Source organism: Alloalcanivorax xenomutans, from assembly GCF_900217905.1.
Classification (GTDB): Bacteria; Pseudomonadota; Gammaproteobacteria; order Pseudomonadales; family Alcanivoracaceae; genus Alloalcanivorax; species Alloalcanivorax xenomutans.
Window position 1 is genome coordinate 104,728 of sequence record NZ_OBMO01000002.1, and the last position, 20,099, is coordinate 124,826.

20 protein-coding genes and 1 riboswitch are annotated in these 20,099 nt (G+C 63.9%); of the genes, 9 read left to right on the top strand and 11 right to left on the bottom strand.

The window, feature by feature from the left end; translation table 11 throughout:
• Window positions 1-50 precede the first annotated feature (50 nt).
• A riboswitch (cobalamin riboswitch) is annotated at window positions 51-312 on the bottom strand.
• Both cobD and cbiB read right to left on the bottom strand, forming a co-directional pair.
• Window positions 313-1,350 (bottom strand): threonine-phosphate decarboxylase CobD, encoded by a 1,038-nt coding sequence (gene cobD / locus CRO06_RS02105; protein WP_097057634.1) that lies wholly within the window; start codon window positions 1,348-1,350, stop codon window positions 313-315.
• Window positions 1,347-2,270 carry an adenosylcobinamide-phosphate synthase CbiB gene (cbiB, locus tag CRO06_RS02110; RefSeq protein WP_097057635.1) on the bottom strand — a complete coding sequence of 308 codons (924 nt, stop codon included), beginning with the start codon at window positions 2,268-2,270 and terminating at the stop codon, window positions 1,347-1,349. The genes cobD and cbiB overlap by 4 nt, the downstream gene beginning before the upstream one ends.
• Window positions 2,271-2,545: 275 nt before the next feature.
• Here cbiB and cobT point away from each other — a divergent pair, with 275 nt between their 5' ends.
• The 3 genes from cobT to CRO06_RS02125 are packed head-to-tail and all read left to right on the top strand — an operon-like array spanning window position 2,546 to window position 4,967.
• Entirely contained in the window at window positions 2,546-3,607 is a 1,062-nt protein-coding gene (gene cobT, locus CRO06_RS02115) for a nicotinate-nucleotide--dimethylbenzimidazole phosphoribosyltransferase (RefSeq protein ID WP_097057636.1), read from the top strand.
• Between the two features lie 2 nt (window positions 3,608-3,609).
• A complete protein-coding gene (locus tag CRO06_RS02120; protein WP_026948288.1) occupies window positions 3,610-4,224 on the top strand; it encodes a histidine phosphatase family protein in 615 nt (204 codons plus the stop codon).
• Window positions 4,221-4,967 carry an adenosylcobinamide-GDP ribazoletransferase gene (locus CRO06_RS02125; RefSeq protein ID WP_097057637.1) on the top strand — a complete coding sequence of 249 codons (747 nt, stop codon included), beginning with the start codon at window positions 4,221-4,223 and terminating at the stop codon, window positions 4,965-4,967. The genes CRO06_RS02120 and CRO06_RS02125 overlap by 4 nt, the downstream gene beginning before the upstream one ends.
• On the opposite strand, the gene CRO06_RS02130 is transcribed toward CRO06_RS02125, so the two are convergent.
• The 4 genes from CRO06_RS02130 to CRO06_RS02145 all read right to left on the bottom strand — a co-directional run bounded on the left by CRO06_RS02130 (window position 4,874) and on the right by CRO06_RS02145 (window position 8,392).
• Window positions 4,874-5,611 carry a lipopolysaccharide kinase InaA family protein gene (locus tag CRO06_RS02130; protein WP_022994800.1) on the bottom strand — a complete coding sequence of 246 codons (738 nt, stop codon included), beginning with the start codon at window positions 5,609-5,611 and terminating at the stop codon, window positions 4,874-4,876. The two genes, CRO06_RS02125 and CRO06_RS02130, sit on opposite strands and share 94 nt — an antisense overlap.
• Window positions 5,608-6,336 carry a class I SAM-dependent methyltransferase gene (locus CRO06_RS02135; RefSeq protein ID WP_097057638.1) on the bottom strand — a complete coding sequence of 243 codons (729 nt, stop codon included), beginning with the start codon at window positions 6,334-6,336 and terminating at the stop codon, window positions 5,608-5,610. Before CRO06_RS02135 ends, CRO06_RS02130 begins: the two co-directional genes overlap by 4 nt.
• A gap of 105 nt (window positions 6,337-6,441) precedes the next feature.
• The gene (locus CRO06_RS02140) at window positions 6,442-7,719 is read right to left on the bottom strand and encodes a sensor histidine kinase (RefSeq protein WP_097057639.1); all 1,278 of its coding nucleotides are present in this window, start codon (window positions 7,717-7,719) and stop codon (window positions 6,442-6,444) included.
• Complete coding sequence (locus tag CRO06_RS02145) at window positions 7,712-8,392, bottom strand: response regulator transcription factor (RefSeq protein ID WP_022994797.1); 681 nt, start codon at window positions 8,390-8,392, stop codon at window positions 7,712-7,714. The genes CRO06_RS02140 and CRO06_RS02145 overlap by 8 nt, the downstream gene beginning before the upstream one ends.
• A gap of 277 nt (window positions 8,393-8,669) precedes the next feature.
• Between CRO06_RS02145 and CRO06_RS02150 the strand changes: the two genes are divergently transcribed.
• Both CRO06_RS02150 and CRO06_RS02155 read left to right on the top strand, forming a co-directional pair.
• A complete protein-coding gene (locus CRO06_RS02150) occupies window positions 8,670-10,418 on the top strand; it encodes an alkaline phosphatase D family protein (RefSeq protein WP_080531700.1) in 1,749 nt (582 codons plus the stop codon).
• Complete coding sequence (locus CRO06_RS02155; RefSeq protein WP_097057640.1) at window positions 10,415-12,547, top strand: metallophosphoesterase; 2,133 nt, start codon at window positions 10,415-10,417, stop codon at window positions 12,545-12,547. The genes CRO06_RS02150 and CRO06_RS02155 overlap by 4 nt, the downstream gene beginning before the upstream one ends.
• Before the next feature lie 417 nt (window positions 12,548-12,964).
• Here the strand turns inward: CRO06_RS02155 and CRO06_RS02160 are convergent, their stop codons facing one another.
• The 4 genes from CRO06_RS02160 to CRO06_RS02175 all read right to left on the bottom strand — a co-directional run bounded on the left by CRO06_RS02160 (window position 12,965) and on the right by CRO06_RS02175 (window position 15,825).
• Window positions 12,965-13,315, bottom strand: a complete 351-nt coding sequence (locus CRO06_RS02160) for a c-type cytochrome (RefSeq protein WP_022994794.1) — start codon at window positions 13,313-13,315, stop codon at window positions 12,965-12,967.
• Between the two features lie 198 nt (window positions 13,316-13,513).
• On the bottom strand, window positions 13,514-14,032 hold the full coding sequence (gene cobU / locus CRO06_RS02165) for a bifunctional adenosylcobinamide kinase/adenosylcobinamide-phosphate guanylyltransferase (RefSeq protein ID WP_097057641.1): 519 nt from the start codon (window positions 14,030-14,032) through the stop codon (window positions 13,514-13,516).
• 5 nt (window positions 14,033-14,037) lie between these two features.
• On the bottom strand, window positions 14,038-15,033 hold the full coding sequence (locus CRO06_RS02170; protein ID WP_022994792.1) for an NAD(P)H-dependent flavin oxidoreductase: 996 nt from the start codon (window positions 15,031-15,033) through the stop codon (window positions 14,038-14,040).
• A gap of 144 nt (window positions 15,034-15,177) precedes the next feature.
• Window positions 15,178-15,825, bottom strand: coding sequence for a TetR/AcrR family transcriptional regulator (locus tag CRO06_RS02175; RefSeq protein ID WP_022994791.1), 648 nt, complete (start codon window positions 15,823-15,825; stop codon window positions 15,178-15,180).
• Between the two features lie 104 nt (window positions 15,826-15,929).
• On the opposite strand from CRO06_RS02175, the gene CRO06_RS02180 reads away from it, so the two are divergent.
• On the top strand, window positions 15,930-17,117 hold the full coding sequence (locus tag CRO06_RS02180; RefSeq protein ID WP_097057642.1) for a CaiB/BaiF CoA transferase family protein: 1,188 nt from the start codon (window positions 15,930-15,932) through the stop codon (window positions 17,115-17,117).
• Between the two features lie 2 nt (window positions 17,118-17,119).
• Here CRO06_RS02180 and CRO06_RS02185 read toward each other — a convergent pair whose 3' ends face one another.
• A complete protein-coding gene (locus tag CRO06_RS02185) occupies window positions 17,120-17,875 on the bottom strand; it encodes an SDR family oxidoreductase (protein WP_022994789.1) in 756 nt (251 codons plus the stop codon).
• Between the two features lie 60 nt (window positions 17,876-17,935).
• On the opposite strand from CRO06_RS02185, the gene CRO06_RS02190 reads away from it, so the two are divergent.
• From CRO06_RS02190 to CRO06_RS02200, 3 genes are all read left to right on the top strand, one after another.
• Complete coding sequence (locus CRO06_RS02190) at window positions 17,936-18,577, top strand: MBL fold metallo-hydrolase (protein WP_055100420.1); 642 nt, start codon at window positions 17,936-17,938, stop codon at window positions 18,575-18,577.
• A gap of 70 nt (window positions 18,578-18,647) precedes the next feature.
• Window positions 18,648-18,983, top strand: coding sequence for a DUF4870 family protein (locus tag CRO06_RS02195; RefSeq protein WP_014996473.1), 336 nt, complete (start codon window positions 18,648-18,650; stop codon window positions 18,981-18,983).
• 35 nt (window positions 18,984-19,018) lie between these two features.
• Window positions 19,019-19,807, top strand: coding sequence for a DUF2057 domain-containing protein (locus tag CRO06_RS02200; RefSeq protein ID WP_022994787.1), 789 nt, complete (start codon window positions 19,019-19,021; stop codon window positions 19,805-19,807).
• Window positions 19,808-20,099 lie beyond the last annotated feature (292 nt).

Below are 20,099 nucleotides of genomic sequence, written 5' to 3' on the forward strand. Positions count from 1 at the left end.
ACGCCCTCGCATCACCCGGCGGCCGCCCACCGCGACGCCTGGCGGAGAGGCAAGCCTCTCCCCTTCGGGCCGGTATCCGGACTGATGAGGTGGAAGGTGGAACATCCTTCCGCCGCGATCACCTTCCCATGCCTGAGGCACAGTGGTGGCGGCCGGCGCCGGACCGGTCGCGGATCGCGGTGTACTCAATCACCGTTGCGGGGGCAGTGCCGGATTCACCGTTGGGGGCTGCTCGCAACCCAAGGTTCACCGACTTCCCGTTTAACCCGTAGCCTGGCAGGCTCCCGGGCACCCGAAAGTGGCGCGAAACTATCAATCCGGCCGCGGCGGGTCAATGATTTCCCGCACCGCCGGCGCGACCAGAGCCTGCTCCAGCCGTTTCCAGGCGCCGGCCTCGTCCGGAGGCAGGCCGATGCGCAGGGCCGGCGGTTCAACGAAGTCCCGCACCAGAATGCCTTGCCGGGCCAGCGCATCGGCCAGTACCGTGGCGCGTGAATGGGGGCAGTAAAGGAACAGATCCGTGCCGCCGGCCACGGCAAGCCCCGCCCGTTCCAGCAGCGTGGCCAAGCGCCGCGCCGCCCGCCGCCGCTCTGTCCGGTTTTCGCGTTGCCAGGCGTGGTCCGCCAGGGCGCCCGCCATCACCGCCTGGGCCGGGCCGCTCAGGCTCCAGGGGCCCAGCGTCCGCGCCAGCCGTTCCAGCAACGCTGCTTCGGCGAAAACCCAACCGGCACGGACGCCCGCCAGCCCGAACACCTTGCCCAGAGAACGCAGTACCACCAGTCCCGGCGTCCCGGTGTCGGTGGCGACGCTCAGCGCCGGCTCATCCAGAAAGGCTTCATCCACCACCAGCCAGCCACCGCGATCGGCCAGCCGCCGGCACCAGGCCAGCAGCCGCTCCGGCGGCAACCGCTCACCGCTGGGGTTATTGGGATTGATCCAGACCAGCACATCCAACTGGTCCAGCGCCGCCTCTACCTGCCCGCTGCCGAGACCGCGCACCTGATGACCGGCCCGCCGCCAGCACAAGGCATGCTCGCCATAACCCGGCACCGGCACGCCGACCCGGCCAGGCGCGCGCAACAACGGCAGTTGCTGAATCGCCGCCTGGCTGCCCGGCACCGCCAGACAGGTCGCCGTCGACGGCGCGCCCACCCATTGGCGGGCCAGATCCGCCAGTTCCGGTGCCGGCTCAGGTAACCGTTGCCACACCTCCGGCGGCAGCGGCGGCACTGGCCAACCGTTCGGATTAATGCCGGTGGACAGATCCAGCCAGTCCGCCTCCGGGCGCCGCCAAAGCCGGGCCGCCGCCCGGCGGCGGCCGCCGTGATCGCGTTCCCAGTCCCGGCTCATGGGCTCCCCACCGACAGCAACACACTTCCGGTCACCGCCACCAGCAACCACAGCCCAAGAGCTCTGCGCAGCAACCGCAGCGACGCCTTGATGGTCGCCGCCTCCGCCGCCGGGCCGGCACCCAGCACGGGCCGTTGCCGCCATTGGCCGTGATAGGGCGCGCCGCCGCCAAGCGATACGCCCAGCGCCCCAGCGCCAGCGGCCATCACCGGGCCGGCATTGGGACTCGACCACTGCCCGGCTTGCCGGCGCCAACAGGACAGCGCCAGCCGCGTGCGTCCACACAGCGCGTAGCTCAATGCGGTGAGTCGCGCCGGCACCCAGTTGAGCAGGTCGTCCAGACGGGCCGCGGTTTTACCGAAATATTCGTAACGCTCGGTGCGATACCCCCACATGGCGTCCAGGGTGTTGGCGGCGCGGTGGGCCACCACGCCAGGCAGACCCGCCAGCAGAAACCAGAACAGGCTGGCGAACACGGCGTCGGCACCGTTTTCCAGCACCGACTCGGTGGCGGCGGTGGCGACGCCGGTTTCATCCAAGGCGTTGGTGTCGCGGCTCACCAATTGTCCCACGGCGGCACGGGCGGCGGGCAGATCACCGGCGGACAGTGGCCGCGCCACCGCCAGAGCGTGCTCATGCAGACTGCGCGGCGCCATCGCCAACCACAGCACCAACACCTGCAGCGGCCATAACAGCAACGGCGGCAACCACCACTGGCAGAACACGGCCACCAGCACCGGCCCGCCCACCAGCAACAGCGTCGCCTTGAAGCCGGCTCCCACGCTCCGGTCGGGCCGCCGGTTCCAGCGCCGCTCCAGGGCCGTGGCCCAGCCGCCGAACACCACCAACGGATGCCCGCGCCGGGGTTCCCCCAAAGCGGTGTCCAGTAAAACAGCCAGTACGCACAGCCAGGCGCCCATGGATTGTGGAGACCATCGCAATAAAAAGAGGCGCCAAGTCTAGCGTGGGAGGCGGGGGGCACAACACTTGCGGCGCATGGGGGCGCTCAGACGTTTGCAACATTCGCTTGCAAGCAAGCTCCCACAGCGGCGGCGTCGTTACTCCCGTACCCCTGTTTCCGGGTGAGACCATGATTTTGTGGAACACCAGTGGTCCACGGACCCCAATTCGCTTCTTCCCTTGACAGCCTCCCCAGCCGTGCCGACCATTTTGCTCTTTGCCACTGGATGACCCCGTGTCCGTTTCTTCCCCTTTCTGGCGACAATCGCCCCCCTCCCTGAACCCGGATTTTCTGCGGCAGGGCCGTCAGCGTCAGGCCAGCCTGACCAAACCCGCCGGCTCCCTGGGACGGCTGGAACAGCTTGCCATTACCCTGAGCGCGCAACAGCAACGCCCCCGCCCGGCGGTGGACCGCGTGCGCATCGTGGTGTTCGCCGCCGACCATGGCGTTTGCGCCGAAGGCGTGTCCGCCTTCCCCCAGGAAGTGACCGGTCAGATGATCGCCAACTTCGTCAATGGCGGTGCCGCCATCAGCGTGCTGGCCCGCCATTTGGGCGCGGAGCTGGAAGTGGTCAATCTTGGAACCGCCCACCCGCTACCCGCCCGTGACGGAGTCGTGATGGCGGAAATCGCCCCCGGCACCGCCAACCTGGCAACGGCGGCGGCGATGAGCGAAGAACAGCTGCAGGCCGCCTTGAGTGCCGGGCGGGACGCGGTGCAACGGGCGGCCGGCGCCGAGCTGTTCATTGGCGGTGAGATGGGCATCGGCAACACCACCGCCGCGGCCGCGGTGGCCTGTGCCCTGCTGGACCTGGCGCCGGAGGTACTGGCCGGCCCCGGCACCGGACTCGACGCCGACGGCCTTCGCCACAAGGTGGCGGTACTGCACCGGGCTTTGCAACGTCATCGCGATACCGTTGCCGAGGCGGATCAGCCACTGCCGGTGCTCGCCTCCCTCGGCGGCTTTGAGGTGGCGGCCCTGGCCGGCGCTTTCCTGGCCGCCGCCCAGGCCCGGCTGCCGGTGCTGGTGGACGGTTTCATCGCCTCGGTGGCGGCGTTGGCGGCGACGCGCCTGCAACCGGGCCTGGCGGACTGGCTGCACTTTGCTCATCAGTCCGCCGAACCCGGCCACGCCCGGGTCCTGGCCGCACTGGACGCCGATCCGCTGCTGCGACTGAATATGCGGCTTGGCGAAGGCAGCGGCGCGGCGGCGGCGATCCCTCTGCTGCGCCAGGCCTGCGCCCTGCATAACCAGATGGCGTCGTTCCAGGACGCGGGCATCAGCAAAGGACAGTAGCGATGGACACGGAAACGACCACCTGGGTGGACCTGATCCGCCACGGTGAACCGGAAGGCGGACGCCGCTATCGCGGACACCGGGACGATCCGCTCAGTGCCACCGGCTGGGCGCAGATGCGTGCCGCCCTCGGCGCCGAAGAGCGCTGGGACGCGGTACTCTGCTCACCCTTGCTGCGTTGCCGCGCCTTCGCCGAGGAGGTGGCGCGGGAACAGGGCCTGCCTTTGCACGTGGAACCGCAACTGAAGGAAATCCACTTCGGTGACTGGGAAGGCTTCACCCCGACTGAACTGGCGCAACGTGACGGCGAGCGGCTGGCGGCGTTCTGGGCCGATGGCGAGCGCCACCCGCCCCCCAACGGCGAGTCTCTGACCGAATTTCACGCCCGCGTATCCGGCGCCTGGCAGCACTGGACTGACCGGTTATCGGGACAGCGCGTGCTGCTGGTCGGCCATAGCGGCATGATCCGGATGATATTGGCTTCGGTACTGGATCTGGCCCCGGCGCGGGCCATGGCACGCCTCTATATCCCCTACGCTGGCCGCAGCCGGGTACGGCTGGACGATACCGAACACGGCCGTCTCGGCTGCCTGCTCAGCCACGGACTGACGCCATGATAAGCACGCCGCTGCGCACCGCCCTGGCGTTGATGACCCGCCTGCCCAGCGGGTTGAAGCAACCCCCCAACGACCGCGATCAGGGCCTGGCGGTGGCCTGTTATCCGCTTGTGGGGCTGATCGTCGGACTGCTGTTGTGGCTCGGCGCCGCCGCCGGCGGCTGGCTGCATTGGCAAAGCGCCCCCCTGGCCATCCTGTTGGTGACGGCCTGGGTGCTGATCACCGGCGCCTTGCATCTGGACGGTCTGGCGGACAGCGCCGACGCCTGGCTCGGCGGCTACGGCGATCGTGAGCGCACCCTGCGCATCATGAAGGATCCGGCCAGCGGCCCCGCCGGGGTATGCGCCGTGGTGCTGGTGCTGCTGGGCAAGACTCTGGCGTTATGGACACTGCTGGATCTGGGCTGGTCGCTGGCGTTGCTGTTGGCACCGGTGCTGGCCCGCGCGGCCGGCGCCTCACTGTTCCTGCTGTTGCCCTATGCCCGCCCGGAGGGCCTTGGCCGCGCCGGCGCGGACCACTTGCCCCGGGACAAGGTCACCGTGGCCCTGGCGCTGACCGCCCTGCTTGCCGTACTGCTCGGTGGACTGGCCGGTGCCGCCTGGGTGCTGATCAGCGCGCTCATAACCTGGGCCGCCGTGCGCTTGCTCCGTCAGCGGCTGGGCGGCTTCACCGGGGACACCGCCGGCGCCTTGATCGAGGTGGTGGAAACCCTTGTTCTACTGGCCGCCGCCTTGGTGCTGTAATCCCAGGCCCGCCGGTACTGCTCGAGAAACCAGGCCCAGTCCCGCTCCGGCATGGCGCCACGGTGACGGCCGAACTGATCCAGATCACGCCATGACGCGGTGGCCCGCCGGAACCGGCGGCGGCTCTTTTCCAGATCGATCAGCGCCACCCGCGGCCGGCCATGCCCCACATTGACGAACACATGCTTGGCGTAAAGGCAGCCGTGTTGCCAACCGGCGGTGTGCAGTCGCGCCAGAATAGTGGCCAGATCATGGAGCATGGCATGCCGCTCCGGTTCCGCGCGCGGCGCCTGCTCATACCATTGATCCAGGCTGATGAAGCCGGTCAGCGCTTCGGTGACCAATAGCGCGCGCCATTGTCCCTGTTCGCGCCGGGCGCCGGCGTAGCGAAGCACCGGCAAGGGAATACCCAGAGCCTGCCAGGCCCGGTAGGCCTCCGCCTCACGGATCACCGTGGGGCGCCCCAGCGGATACCGCAGCGAGCGATACAAATGGCCGGTTTGCCGTTTGCAATACAGGCCGGGCGCGCCATCACCCTCGACGTGCAGGTACTGAACACCGCTTTCGCCACCCCGGCGCTGGTTGGCGGGCTCCACCCAGGGCCCATGGCATTGCCACCAGTAGCGGAAGGTTGATTCACTCATCTCCGCCCCCGGCCGCCGATATCGCTCTTGCGCAGAGTGTAGACTCGCCACATGGCGTAACCCGGCAGAAAGTCCTGGTGACCGACTATGGCGAAGCCGGCGTCATGGAATTCCCGCTCCACTTGCTCCCGGGCGATGATGAAACGGTTGTGGCCATGGCTGCGGCTGTAGTTGCGATCGTAGTTGCGACCCTGCTCGCGACGTTGTTCCAGACGGCGGCGGCGCCACGCTTTGTAGTTGCCATCCACCCACAATGACAGGATCACCGTATCGCGGCTGACCCGGTGAAACTCGCGCAATATCGTCGTTCGGTTTTCCACGTCGGCGACATGATGGAGCAAGCGCATGCAGAACACGCAATCCACACTGGCGTCATCGAGGTCGATGGAGAACGCCGACGTTTGCAAGGTCCGCACCCTTCCCTGGCTTTCACTGCCCTGATAGCGGCGGGCCACATCCAGCATGTCGGCGGAGTAGTCAGCAGCCAGGATCTCCCGGCCCGGATGCTCGGCCAGAGTCGCCCAGAAACGACCCGCGCCGCAGGGCAGGTCCAGCACCAACCTGGGCTCGCCGGCCTGTTTCAGAGCGCGCCGCGCGAGCTGTTGATCGCGCCAGTTGGACAGCCGGCGGGACCAGCCATCCTGGTGTTTTTTCAGATAGTGTTCGGCGTGTTGCAGGTCGTACTTCCTGGAAAATTCCAGTTCCACCGGCCGGGAATCCGACATGGCTCTACTCCATTGGGAATATCAGCCATAACAGTAGAAAAGCCCGCCTGAAACACTCGTCAAAGAGATGTCAAAATTTCGTTAAGTAGGCATTTTTCGAAAAAATCAGGGCGACGACAACGACACATGAAAACAACAGCCGCCCGCTGGCAGGGAGGCGACCGAGATACGCCAACCCTGACTGGCACAGATGCGTTTCACCAGCGAAAGACCGAGCCCCATGCCTTCACCCCGGGCGCTGCTTCCCCGCACGAACGGCTGAAAAACCGTCACCTGCTCCGCTTCGGGAATACCGGACCCGCTATCCTCCACTTTGAAGCCATGCGCCGACAGCGTCAGTATGACGCCGCCGTTTTCGGTGTAGTGGCAGGCATTGCGCAGCAGGTTGCCCAGAACCGCTCCCAGTAAAGTCTGGTTATAGGCCTTGGAGGTGCAGCCCCCGCCATGCGGGTATCGCACTTGAAAATCCAGCCCCTTGGCACGCATCTGAGGCGCCCAGCGGGCACATTGTTCTTCCACCACCTGCTCAAGAGTGGCGTCGGCGGCGAAGGCCGAATCCTTTGGATCATTACGCGCCAGCATCAGGAAGGTGTCCACCAGACCATGCATTTCCTTCACCGAACGGGCGATACGTTCCACCTGTTCCCGTTCCCGCTCCGCCAGTGGCCGGGCCGCCAGCAATTCACAGCTGCCGGCGATCACCATCAGCGGCGTGCGCAGTTCGTGACTGACATCCCCGGTGAACAGACGCTCGCGCTCAAGGGATTCATGCAAGCGCCGCAGCGTGGCGTCAAAGGCCGCCGCCAGATGTCCGATTTCATCGTCCGCGTAATGCAGCGCCAGGGGCGGCGAATGGGAAAGCAAGCGGTCTTCCTGCCGCACCTGCCAGGCCAGCCGCACCAAAGGGGCCATCACTTTTCTTGCCAGCAACCAACCAAGCAGGCAGGCGGCCACCACGCTGAGCAGGAAGCCAACCGCGACCACCTGGAATAATGCCTGCTCACGGGCTTCGAACTCCTGCTGCTCCTGCAACAGCAAATAACGCTGCCCACCTTCATCACGCACATAGGCGTAATAGGCTTCGCCGCCGCGCTCCAACTCGTGAAAGCCGGCAGTCAGCGTCATCATCCAGGGCGCCACCGGCAGACCCGCGCCGGCATCACTGTAGAAACGGGTCTTCACGTCCAGCCGCGACGAAGAGTGTGCCGGCGCGTCATCGGAAAGAATCGAATCCATTTTGCGATCCATTTCCTCCGACATCAGATGCTGCTCGACAAAATGAACGGAGAAGAAAATGCCGAAGGAGAACAGTCCGCTGACCACCAGTGTCATCAACGTAAAAGCAATCACCAAACGCTGGACGAACGGCTGCCGGCTAGACATCGGCGCGGTCCGAGAGTCGATAGCCGATACCATGAACGGTATGAAGAAGCGCCCGCTCGAAGGGTTTGTCCACGGCCTGACGCAATTGATGGATATGGCTGCGCAAGCTGTCGCTGTCCGGAGGATCCTCCCCCCACAACGCTTCCTCCAGCGCTTCCCGGCGCACCACCGCCGGGCTTTTCCGCATCAGGATCGCGAGCAGCTTCAACGCCAACGGGTTCAGACGTAAAGTCTGATCGGCGCGGGTGACTTCCAGGGTATCCAGATCGTAATGCAGGTCCGCCACTTGCAGGTGCCGCTTCAGCTCACCATGACAGCGGCGCAACACCGCTTCGATACGGGCCACCAGTTCCGACAGCGCGAACGGTTTGATCAGATAATCGTCCGCGCCGGTACGCAACCCCCGGACACGATCATCCAAGGCGTCGCGCGCCGTCAGCATGATGATCGGCGTGGTCACGCAAGCGTCCTGACGCAGCCGTTCGCACAGCTGATAGCCGTCCATGCCGGGCAGCATGATATCCAACAGAATCAGATCGAACGACTGGGTTACCGCCAGGTGCAATCCACTGACCCCGTCCCGGGCACAATCCACCGTAAACCCCTTCAATTGAAGGTAATCCATGACGTTGGCCAGAATATCCGGGTTATCCTCGATGACCAGAATACGCACATCTCTCTCCGACACTTCGGGGCGCACTGACGCCGCGCGAACGGCGGCCTGAGTGGCAAACACTCAGAAAGAAGACCTTCCGGCCCCCGATTACGTTCCACCGGACCCGCTCCGTGTCCGCGATTCTTCATCCATTTTTCATCCCCTCGTCACCTTTAACTGGGCCCTTACAAACCGATACATGGCACTACGGTACTAAACGCAAGAGCCACGGCGCCGGTGCAATTCCCTGCTTACTCTTGGGGCGTTTATTGACCGTCTTTCAGCGGGGATCAGCATGGATCACAGGCGTCGCGCTCTGGTACGAGCGCTCGGGGCAGGCAGCACTTTGGCATTGGCCGGCTGTGGCGGTGGCAGCGGTGGTGACGGTGGCGTGCCCGCCGGCAATCCCGGCACACCCAATCAGCCCACGGACCCCGACACACCGACGCCCCCATCACCGGAACCCCCGGCGCCGCCCAACGTCCGTTTTCTGCATGGCGTGGCATCCGGCGACCCGCTCTCCACGCAAGTGATCCTGTGGACCCGGGTCACTCCCGAGGAAGACGCCGTGGTAACGGTCACCGCCACCGTCGCCACGGATCCCGCCATGACCGCGGTGGTGGCTCAATACCAGGCCGTGGCCAGCGCCGATGGCGACTATTGCGTCAAGGTGGATGCCACCGGACTGCTGCCCGGCCGCTGGTATTACTACCAGTTCGAGGTGGGGCAGCAGCGCTCCCCGATCGGCCGCACCCGCACCTTCCCGGAGTCCTGGAAGGCCACTGATCGGGCCCGCTTCGCGGTGGTGTCCTGCTCCAACTTCCCCAATGGCTATTTCTCGGTCTACAAAGCGGTGGCGGACCTGGGCGACCTGGATTTCGTGTTGCATCTGGGGGATTACATCTACGAATACGGCGCCGGCGAGTACGGCGACTTTCCCGAGCGCGTCCCCGATCCGCCTCATGAAATCGTCACCCGGGAGGATTACCGGCGCCGCCATGCCCAGTACAAAACCGATGAGGACCTGCAGGCGCTGCACCAACAGTTCCCCATGATCGCGATCTGGGACGACCATGAGTCCGCCAACGACAGCTGGCACGGTGGCGCCGAGAACCACGACCCTCTCACCGAAGGTGTCTGGCAGCAGCGCAAAAGTGCCGCCCGTGAAGTGTATTTCGAATGGATGCCGATCCGTCCCCGCGAGCCCGGTAACACGGACATCATCTATCGCCGCTTCCACTTCGGCGATTTGCTCGATCTGACCCTGCTGGATACCCGGCTGGAAAGCCGTGACGAACCCTTGCCGGCGGTGGCCGGCTCACTGGATCCGAACCGCAATGACCCGGATCGCCGCCTGATCAGCGAGGCACAAATGGACTTCCTGCTCGCCGGGCTCGACAACGCACGGGGACACTGGCGTTTCATCGGCCAGCAGGTCATGTTCGCGCAACTCAATATTCTCGAAATCCCCGGCCTGACCCCGGACATGAAGGGCCAGCTGCTGGCCGTCAACATGGATCAGTGGGATGGCTATACCGCCGACCGCGACACCATTCTCAAACATATCGAGGACAACCGGATCGATAACGTGGTCGTGCTCACCGGGGACATTCACACCTCCTGGGCCAACGAGTTGTACCGCAATCCCGCCGTGCTGGTGGGGGATCTGTTTGCCCGCCCGCTGGCGGCGGAATTCGTGGCGCCGTCGGTAACCAGCCCCGGTTTCCCCGACGGCCTGGCGGAGCTGGCCTCTGTCGCGCTTCCGGTGGTCAATCCGCACATTCGCTACACCGAGTTGAAAACCCACGGCTTTATCCTGGTGGATGTGACCCGCGGCCGCGCCCAGGCCGAGTTCCATTATGTCAACAGCATCGAGGCCTATGACCTGCGCGGTCAGATCAATGATCGGCTGACCAAGGTCGTGGCGGTGGAAAGCGGCAGCAGCCGCATCAAGGAAGACCTGCCGCTATCCCGCCCCCGAACGTTGCGCACCGCCCTGTTCCATCCTCCCGTCGAGCACAACCAGGAAGAGGTACTATCATGAAGCCCCTATGGACACTGCTGCCCCTGCTGGCGGCTCTGACTCTGGCCGCCTGCGGAGGAGGAGGCTCTTCCGGCAGTGATTCCGGCGGCGGCGCCAACCCCGATCCCAACGTGCCGGGTGATGGCGATGGCGGCAATAGTGGTGACGGCGGCGACGGCGATGGCGGCAATGGGGGGCCGGATCCCGAACCGGAACCCGAGCCCCTGGCGGCGCTGCGCTTCATCGTGATCGGCGATTCCGGTAGCGGCTCATCGGGCCAGTATGCGGTGGGGGAAGCCATAGCCGCCGTCTGCGACCATAAAGGCGGCATGGACGAAGCTTCCCCGGCCGCCGGCTGCCATCTCGCCCTGGGGCTGGGCGACAACATCTATGAATCCGGAGTCACCAGCGTCGACGACCCCCAGTTCGAGGAAAAATTCGAAAAACCCTTCGAGCCGATCCAGTTGCCGTTCTACATGGTACTGGGCAACCACGACAACACCGGTTATGTCGGCGGTGATGGTGCTGGCAATGCCCGCGGCGAATTCCAGGTCGACTACCATTACTTCGATGGCCGGCTGTCCAACCGTTGGAAAATGCCGGATCGGTACTACCGGCACACGCCGGCTCCGACCACCCGTGACGGCCGCCCGCTGGTGGATTTCTTCGCCCTGGATTCCAACCCCATCGCCGGCGGTTTCGCCGACCCGGACATCGCCTACGCTTACCACACCTATGGCGTGGACCAGCGCAACTGGGCGGTGAACGCACTGGCCGGTTCCAATGCGGTATTCAAGATCGCCATGGCGCATCACCCTTATCTTTCCAATGGTTCCCATGGCAATGCCGGTAATTACGACGGCGTGCCGCATCAAATTTTGCCAGTGCTGGCCGGGACCCGCTGGAAGGCGTTCATGGAAGAGGCGGTGTGCGATCAGGCCGACTTCTTCCTGGCCGGTCACGATCATGATCTGCAGGTGCTGTCAGGCGTGCCGTCCTCCTGCGGCCGAACCCAATTCATGGTTAGCGGCGCCGCCGGCAAACATCGCTCCATCGACGATCCGCAGCGCAACCAGGCGCTGTTCCAGCAAGGTGATGAATACGGTTTCATGTGGCTGCAGGCCACCGAGGCGGATGAGGAAAACCAGACTCCGGCATCTTTGTGCCTGGAAGTCTATGTGGTGGATAAAGACGCGGAAGGGCTTGGCGTCATCGACGGCAGCGATGAGCTGACCCCGGCGTTCACGCACTGCTATGACAAGCAAGCGAAAACCGGCCTTACTCCCGGCAATGACTTTACCGGTCAGCCCATCGGTGACGGCGCCTTGCCATTGCCTCTACCGGAGGACTTCGACGCCACCTTCACCGGCCCGCTGAAAGAGTTGCGCGAGGCCCTGGTGTCGGGTTTCACCGAAGCCGGCGCGGACTTGCCGCCGGACATGCGGCAAACACTGGATCAACTGATCGCCGGTATGGACATTCTGTTGAACGCCCTGGATGCGGCCACCGCCGCCATCGTCAACGGAGACAGCAGTGAAATCACCCAGTCGGTGGAGGCGGTGCTGGCCGCGGCCGAGCAACTGCAGGCCATCGACACCAGCAGCCTGCCGGCGCCGTTCGATCAGCTGGGCGGTGCCTTCCAGGCCCTGGCCGCGGGGATCGGCAGCGGCGAAACCGAGCCGGGAGAAGGCAGCACGGTGGACGACATCGCCTTCATCGCCGGTCCTCTGGTGGAGCTGTCCCGCAACCTGCATAACATCCTGGATGGCATCGAGGAAGTGATGCCCGAGGAGGTGCCGGTGTTCGCCGGGCTCACGTCGGTACTGTCCACCGTCACCCTGGGACTGGCCAACACTCTGGAACAGCTGGTGGCCCTGGACGTCAGCGCCGGCGGTGACGAACTGGTGGGAACGGTCCAGCAAACCCTGGAGCACCTGGTCAACGATGTGCTCTGGCTCAACAAGATTCCCGGAGCCGAAGACTATCCCGCCCTGCCCGGGGATTTCCTTTCCTCGGTACTGTCCACCCTGGTACGGGAGATCACCACGATACTGGATACGGTGCTGGAAGGGCCTTTGGATTTCCTCCGCGATCTGCTGTCGCCGATCACCGGATTATTGCGGGATCTGTTGTCCGGTTTGTTTGGTTAGGGAAAGCTTTTCTGTTCCACAGTAAGGACAGCGGAGCCGTGTTATACCTTTGCGGGAACGCCGTGAATACGTCCATGTAGGCTCCCGGTCGAACGTCCCTGTTCGACAGGGTCCCGCAAAGGTATAACACGGCCCCGCTTCGAGGTAACCGGCAAGCGAAGAAGTTCTTCCGACCACCACCAAACCACCATGAAAGAATGGGGAGCAATCTTCTCTGTGCTGAAAGGTTCCTCGTAGTTCGGGCCCGGAACGCTGCGGTTCACTCGAAGCGGGTCTGTACGGAGGTCTTCCGGGACCCTGTTTGACAGGGACGTCAAACAGGGAGCCTACAGGGACGTATTCACGGCGATCCCGGAAGACCTCCGTACAGACCCGTGCCCCCGATCGAGACTCTCTCTCGCTATTCCGCAATGAATCTTATTTGGCGCCGCTCAACTGCAACATATGAATCACGGTGGCGCGAATTTCCTCGTCGCTGCAATCCACGCACCCGCCCCGTGGCGGCATCGCGTTAACACCGTTGATGGCCTCGCGCACGATAGCGTCAAAGCCTTCCTCTTCCACTTCGTGGGACCAGTGCAAGCGGTTTTTCTTGGCCACTATCGGCGCTCCGCCGGCCCCGCTGGAATGACAAACCACACAGTATTGTTGATAGATGGATGCGCCGTCGCGAACTGCTTTTTTTACGTCGGAAGAAGTACTGTCGGCATCCGTGCACGCCGCCAGCACCAACGGCAATGTCATGATATAAAAGGATCGCATCAACATGATCAACTCTTGGCGGTATGTTCCCGGACTCACCCCAGACGGGGAAAGGATTATGGCTTTTTAAAGTAACGCCTGGGTCGCGTAGCGAAAAGTATAGCGTTGCTGTCCGGCACAAACATGACAACCGGATGAGCGCCGGGCGACGCTTGGGTCAAAGGGGGAGAGGCGTTCCGGATCAGCCGGATCGGGTAGCGGATTTCAGGTGATGGATTTCAGGTCCAGGGACAGTCCGGCCACCACCAGCCGTACATTCTGGCAACGTTGCGCCAGGGCCTGATTGAGCCAGCCGAGTTCATCGCCGAAGCGGCGGGTGAGCGGGTCCATGCCAATAATGCCGAGCCCCACTTCATTGCTGACGATCACCACCGGGCCAGGATACTCGACCAGGGTCTCAAGGAAATCGTCGCGCTCCTTCTGGTAGCGTTCCTCGCCGGCGTGCAGCAGGTTGCTCAGCCAAAGGCTCATGCAGTCGATCAGCAGACACGGCGATGCCGGCGCTTGCTCGCGCAGCACCCGGCCCAGCGCCAGCGGTTCTTCCACCAGCCCCCAATGGTCCGGGCGGCGGTGGCGATGCCGTTCGATACGATCCCGCATTTCCCCGTCCCCGGCGGTGGCGGTGGCCACGTAGGTCACCGGGCGGCCGCTGTTCGCCGCCGCCCGCTCCGCTTCCGCGCTTTTGCCGGAACGGATACCGCCGAGGATCAGGGTATGCGTCATCGGGATCAGCTCGCGGCGCGCAGCGCCGGAGAGGCGACCTTGCCGTTGAGCTCGGCCTTGGCGGCTTCGTATTCCCGCGCCAGACGGTCCACGTGTTCGGCCGCGGAGGTCACCTTGTCCACCGTGCCGATGCCCTGGCCGCAGCCCCAGATATCTTTCCAGGCCTTGGCCTTGCTGTTGCCGCCGGAACCGAAGTTCATTTTCGACGGATCGCTTTCCGGCAGGTCCTCCGGATCAAGGCCGGCATTGCGGATCGACGGCGCCAGGTAGTTGCCATGCACGCCGGTGAACAGGTTGCTGTAGACGATATCGTTGGCGGAGCTGTCGACGATCATCTGCTTGTAGCCTTCCGCCGCGTTGGCTTCCTCGCTGGCGATGAACATGGAGCCGATGTAGGCCAGGTCCGCGCCCATGGCCTGGGCGGCGAGAATGGAACGGCCATTGGCGATGGAGCCGGACAGCCCGATCGGACCATCGAACCACTGGCGTAATTCCTGAACCAGAGCGAACGGCGACAACTTGCCGGCGTGACCGCCGGCACCGGCGGCCACCGCGATGAGGCCGTCCGCGCCCTTCTCGATGGCCTTGCGGCCGAAGCGATCATTGATGACGTCGTGCAGGGTGATGCCGCCCCAGCTGTGCACGTGCTGATTGAGGTCCTCGCGGGCGCCCAGGGAAGTAATCACCAGCGGCACCTTGTACTTCTCGCACAGCTCCAGGTCCTGCTCCAGACGATCATTGGTCTTGTGCACGATCTGGTTGACCGCGAAGGGCGCGGCGGGCTGATCCGGATGATCACGATCCCAGGCCGCCAGTTCCTCGGTGATCCGGTGCAGCCACTCGTCCAGCTGTGACAGCGGACGGGCGTTCAGGGAGGGGAAGGAACCGATCACGCCGGATTTGCACTGGGCGATAACCAGATCCGGGTTAGAGATGATGAACAGCGGCGAACACAGTACCGGCAAACGCAGCCGGTCGGCGATGGAAGCGGGAAGTGCCATGGGAAATCCTCTTCATTCCGGCGCCCGTCGGCGGCCGGTCTCATATTGACATTGAAAATTTATTTACATTGTAAATTCAATGGTCTGCTCGGAAGCGCATCGCTCCGGGATGGCGATAAGATTTACACCGTATATCTTTAAAGATCAAGCCTGATCTTCGTGCGCCGGAGGCCCCGGCTCCAGTGAGGGCGGCGATGCCAGCATGCCCGCGTACAGTGTACGCATGCACTTCTCACGCAGGGTATCGGCGTCGATTTCCCGGTCCAGACGGCCGGCCATCTCCAGCACCACGATGCCGTGCATGGTGGCCCAGAACATATACCCGATCAGATCCGCGTCCCCTTGCAGCAGGCCGGCATCAATCATTAATTGCACATAGCCGATCATGGTTTCATGGGCACGGGCATTGGCTTTGACCAGTTCCGGATAGCGCTCCTCGTCCTGCATGGAGAAGTCGAACATCATCTGGTACGCGGCGGGATAGCGTTTGGCGAAACGGACATAGGCATCGCCCACGGCGCGGGCCTTGGCACGGACATCCGGGGCCCGGTTCACCGCCCGTGACAACGACGAGGCGAACTTGTTATAGGCGGCGGCGCGCACGGCGGCGAGGATTTCATCCTTGTCCCGGAAGTAGCGATACGGTGTCATCGCGCTGACGCCCAGTTCGGCGGCGATCTGCCGCATGGTCACGTTCTCCGGCCCATGCTCGATGAACAAACGGGTGGCGACATCGCACACCCGTTTACGGAACACCGCCACTTCCTGATTGGTCTTCGGTTTCTTCGGCACCCGGTTCTCCCCAACCACGCCATTGGCGCGGACCTCGGTTATGGGCTTATATTGGTTTATTGATACAGTGTAAATCATAACAAAGACAGACATCGGGAGAGATCATGAGTACAACAACACCGCCCGCTGGCGGCAACGCGGGACCGCTTACCGGTGTCCGTGTTCTGGATTTCGGCCGTTTCATCGCCGGCCCTTTTTGCGCGGCACTGTTGGCGGAGTTCGGCGCCGATGTGATCCGGGTGGAACGCCCGGAAGGCGCGGAAGACCGTTTCCTGATGCCGGTGACCGACGACGGCACCGGTGCCTTGTACCTGCAGATGAACCGCAATAAACGCTCGCTGGCCCTGGACGTAACCAGCGATGAGGGCCGCGCCATCGTGCGCCGGCTGCTGGCCGACACCGATGTGGTGGTGGCCAATCTGCCCCCCACCACCCTGCGCAAGATGGGCCTGGATTACGCCACGCTCAGCGCCATCAAGCCGGATATTATCCTGGTCAACCTCAGCGCCTACGGCCAGCAAGGTCCATGGAGCACCCGTCCCGGCTTCGACAGTATCGGCCAGGTGATGTGCGGTGGGGTGTATCTGAGTGGTGAGGATGGTAAACCCCGCCGCACCCAGGTGAACTGGGTGGACCACGCCACCGCCACCCATGCGGCTTTCGGCACCCTGCTGGCACTGATGGAACGCAATCTCAGCGGACGCGGCCAGGAGGTCACAGGGGCCCTGCTGAATACCGCGCTGTCCGCCCACGCCCAGCCCCTGGTGGAACAGCATCTGGTTGCCAGCAACCGCCAACCGGCGGGCAACCGGGGTATCTTCACCAACCCCGGCGATCTGTTCGAGACCCGTGACGGCTGGCTGGTGTTGCAGGCGGTGGGCAATCCCCTGTTCCGCCGGCTGGCGACATTGATCGATGAGCCGCAATGGCTGGAAGATCCCCGCTTCCAGGACGATGAGGGGCGCGGCGCCCACGGCGAGGAACTGTGTGAGCGTATCGCGGCCTGGTGCGCGGAACGCACCCTCGACGAGGCGCTGGACGCGCTGGCGGAGGCGCGCATCCCCTCGGCGCCGGTGCTGTCCCCGGCGCAATCCCTGGCCCATCCCCAGGTCCAGGCCACCGGCATGCTGCAGCCCATGACCATTCCCGGACTGGACAAGGAAGCGTTACTGGCGGCGGCTCCGGTGAATCTGTCGCGCACCCCGGGCAGCCTGCGCCGGCCGCCGCCGCGTCTCGGCGAGCACAACGAGGAAATCCTCGCCGAACTGGAGCGGGCGGAACAGGCCGGCTAGGGTCAACCCCGCCCGATAAACGGCATTTTGGTGGCCATGATGGTCATGAACTGCACATTGGCGTCCAGCGGCAGTCGCGCCATGTGCACCACCGCATCAGCCACATGGGACACGTCCATCATCGGCTCCACCAGGGTGTCGCCGTTGGCCTGGGGGATGCCGCGCCGCATCGGCTCGGTCATTTCGGTGGCGGCGTTGCCGATGTCGATCTGACCACAGGCGATGTTGTAAGCGCGGCCATCCAGAGACGTGGATTTGGTCAGCCCGGTCATGGCGTGCTTGGTGGCGGTGTAGGGGGCCGAACGCGGTCGCGGCGAGGTGGCGGAGATCGAGCCGTTATTGATGATGCGCCCGCCCTGCGGGTCCTGCTCCTTCATGATGCGGAACGCTTCCTGAGTGCACAGGAAAGCCCCGGTCAGATTGGTGTCCACCACCGCCCGCCAGTGCTTCACCGGCAGCTCTTCCAGCGGCACCGGCGGAGCGCCGATACCAGCGTTGTTGAACAACAAATCGAGCCGGCCGTAGCGTTCCTTCACCTCGGTGAACAAGGCCTTCACCGAATCCGGGTCGGTGATATCGGTGGCGATGGCCAGCGCCTGATCCGGTCCCAGCCCGGCGTCCGCCAGCACCTGTCGCAGACGCTCGCCATTACGGCCGGCGGCACCCACGCGATATCCGGCGCTCACCAGCGCCAGCATCACCGCGCGTCCGATGCCGGTACCAGCTCCGGTCACAATGGCTACGGGAGATGAACTCATCACTGCTCTCCTTTCTGTTCGGGTTATACTGTCGGCCCCGTTTTTCAAAGCCGATCCGCCATGAAATACGCCATTCTGCCCGTTACCCCCTATGAACAGAACTGTTCTTTCCTGATTTGCGAGGACACCGGCAAGGTCGCCATCGTCGACCCCGGCGGCGATCTGCCCCGCATTCACCAGGCTCTCGAGCAGCTTGGCGGCGAGGTGGAAAAGATCCTGGTGACCCACGCTCATCTGGACCATGTGGGCGGTGTCGCGGACTTGGCGGAGGAACTGGGCGTACCGATCGAAGGGCCCCACCGTGACGACCAGTTCTGGATCGACATGCTGCCGCAACAGTCACAGATGATGGGTTTTCCACCCGCTCGCCCCTTCACTCCCGCCCGCTGGCTGGAACACGGCGATACCGTCACTGTCGGCGCGACGGAACTCAAGGTATTGCATTGCCCCGGCCATACTCCCGGGCACGTAGTGTTCTTCCAGCCGGAAGCCGGACTGGCGGTGGTCGGCGACGTGCTGTTCAACGGCTCCATCGGGCGCACCGACTTCCCCCGGGGCGACTACCAGACCCTGATCGACGCCATCCAGACCAAGCTGTTCACCCTGGGCGACGACGTGGCGTTCATCCCCGGGCACGGACCAATGTCCACCATCGGCCACGAGCGCCAGCACAATCCTTTCGTTGCCGATCATCGCGGCTAATGCTTCATTTGCAGCGAAGGCCGGGGTAAGGTGCTGTTCGGTTCCCGCCCGGCCGATCAGGAGACCCTCAATGCCGGATAATCATACCCAGCTGTGTAAACTGGCCTATGTTTTGCTTCTTCTGGGCATCCTTACCGGCGGCCTTACCGCGCTGGTGGCGGTGGTGATCGCGCACCTCTATGCACCGCAGACCGACGATCCGGTCCGCGCCCATTTCCGCTTCCAGTACCGGACATTCTGGATCGGCTTGTTGTATTACTTCATCTCCGGGCTGACCACGCTGGCGCTGATCGGCTGGGTATTGTTGACCATCACCGTGGTGTGGTGGGTAATACGGGGTCTGCGCGGCCTGGACAAACTGAACCGCGGCCAGCCACCGGCCAATCTGGAAACCTGGGGCTTTTGACCCGCCCCGCTGTTGCCGTCGTGGCACATACCGTCATGAGCATTGTCATAAAACCTTCACCGGCCATCGGCACACTGTCGGGCCTGTTTTATCGGGAGTTCACCATGCCTTCTCCGCGTTCCCTTCTGATCCTGATCTTCGCCACCCTGGCACTCACCGCTTGCGCCCGCAATCCGGTGGTGCAGCTTTATGATGGCCCGAAAAAGCCGGACACCCAGGTATTGACCGTGCGGGTCCCGACCCAGATGGAAGTCGTCACCATCAATGGCCAGGAGGTAAAAGGCGCCAACACCTTCTTCAACACCTCCCACAAGGATCTGAAGTTGACCCCCGGCACCTATGAAATCGTGGCCTACTACAAGGAACTGTGGGACCTGAACTCGGAAAGCCACGAAGTGATGAAATCCGATCCGGTGGTGTTCCCGGTCAACGGCAAGGCCGGCCAGTACTACGCCATGAACTACAAGCAGCCGGAAAACGCCCGCGAAGCCCGGGAACTGGCGAACAACTTCTCCGGCTGGGTGGAAAACACCGCCACCGGCGAAAAGACCCCGACCCAGCCCAGTGGCCTGGTGCTCAAGCGCAGCATTCTGGCGCCACTCACCGGCACCGAGGTGGAATCCTCCACCAGCGAAGCGGTAGCGCCCAAGCCCGCCGCCGTGATCGCTCCCAAGGAAGCGGCCTCCGCGCCGGCTCCCGCTCCGTCTTCCTCGGCGGCACCAGCGGCGGCACCGGCCGGCAGCTACGTGGACACCTTGAAAGCCCAATGGAACCAGGCCACGCCGGAAGAGCGTCGCGAGTTCCTGCAGTGGATTTCCAAGTAAGCGGCACAGCCCTGGACGAAGCGCCCCTTGGGAGCTTCGTCCATCCGGTCCCACCTTTAACGATTCCGCTCAGTGCTTTCCCACAGTGACCGCTCGTAGTCGAGTTGCAGCAGCGCCCCAGACGCCGGATACGCTTCCAGCGCGGCCCCGGACAATCCTAGCCGGGCGGAGGTAATGAACAGCCGCCGCTGATCTGACCTGCCCCCAGTCTTTAATCCAACTGCTCCCTAGTAATGTCCGTTACTTTTGAATCAGTTTTTCCAAGTCGGAGAGCGGAGGCAAACTCCAGGGG

Bases quoted from the DNA above. Each gene is read 5' to 3' on its own strand.
- cobD (WP_097057634.1), bottom strand. From the start codon at position 1,350: ATGAGCCGGGACTGGGAACGCGATCACGGCGGCCGCCGCCGGGCGGCG.
- cbiB (WP_097057635.1), bottom strand. From the start codon at position 2,270: ATGGGCGCCTGGCTGTGCGTACTGGCTGTTTTACTGGACACCGCTTTG.
- CRO06_RS02120 (WP_026948288.1), top strand. From the start codon at position 3,610: ATGGACACGGAAACGACCACCTGGGTGGACCTGATCCGCCACGGTGAA.
- CRO06_RS02125 (WP_097057637.1), top strand. From the start codon at position 4,221: ATGATAAGCACGCCGCTGCGCACCGCCCTGGCGTTGATGACCCGCCTG.
- CRO06_RS02130 (WP_022994800.1), bottom strand. From the start codon at position 5,611: ATGAGTGAATCAACCTTCCGCTACTGGTGGCAATGCCATGGGCCCTGG.
- CRO06_RS02135 (WP_097057638.1), bottom strand. From the start codon at position 6,336: ATGTCGGATTCCCGGCCGGTGGAACTGGAATTTTCCAGGAAGTACGAC.
- CRO06_RS02140 (WP_097057639.1), bottom strand. From the start codon at position 7,719: ATGTCTAGCCGGCAGCCGTTCGTCCAGCGTTTGGTGATTGCTTTTACG.
- CRO06_RS02150 (WP_080531700.1), top strand. From the start codon at position 8,670: ATGGATCACAGGCGTCGCGCTCTGGTACGAGCGCTCGGGGCAGGCAGC.
- CRO06_RS02155 (WP_097057640.1), top strand. From the start codon at position 10,415: ATGAAGCCCCTATGGACACTGCTGCCCCTGCTGGCGGCTCTGACTCTG.
- CRO06_RS02160 (WP_022994794.1), bottom strand. From the start codon at position 13,315: ATGTTGATGCGATCCTTTTATATCATGACATTGCCGTTGGTGCTGGCG.
- cobU (WP_097057641.1), bottom strand. From the start codon at position 14,032: ATGACGCATACCCTGATCCTCGGCGGTATCCGTTCCGGCAAAAGCGCG.
- CRO06_RS02170 (WP_022994792.1), bottom strand. From the start codon at position 15,033: ATGGCACTTCCCGCTTCCATCGCCGACCGGCTGCGTTTGCCGGTACTG.
- CRO06_RS02180 (WP_097057642.1), top strand. From the start codon at position 15,930: ATGAGTACAACAACACCGCCCGCTGGCGGCAACGCGGGACCGCTTACC.
- CRO06_RS02185 (WP_022994789.1), bottom strand. From the start codon at position 17,875: ATGAGTTCATCTCCCGTAGCCATTGTGACCGGAGCTGGTACCGGCATC.
- CRO06_RS02190 (WP_055100420.1), top strand. From the start codon at position 17,936: ATGAAATACGCCATTCTGCCCGTTACCCCCTATGAACAGAACTGTTCT.
- CRO06_RS02195 (WP_014996473.1), top strand. From the start codon at position 18,648: ATGCCGGATAATCATACCCAGCTGTGTAAACTGGCCTATGTTTTGCTT.
- CRO06_RS02200 (WP_022994787.1), top strand. From the start codon at position 19,019: ATGAGCATTGTCATAAAACCTTCACCGGCCATCGGCACACTGTCGGGC.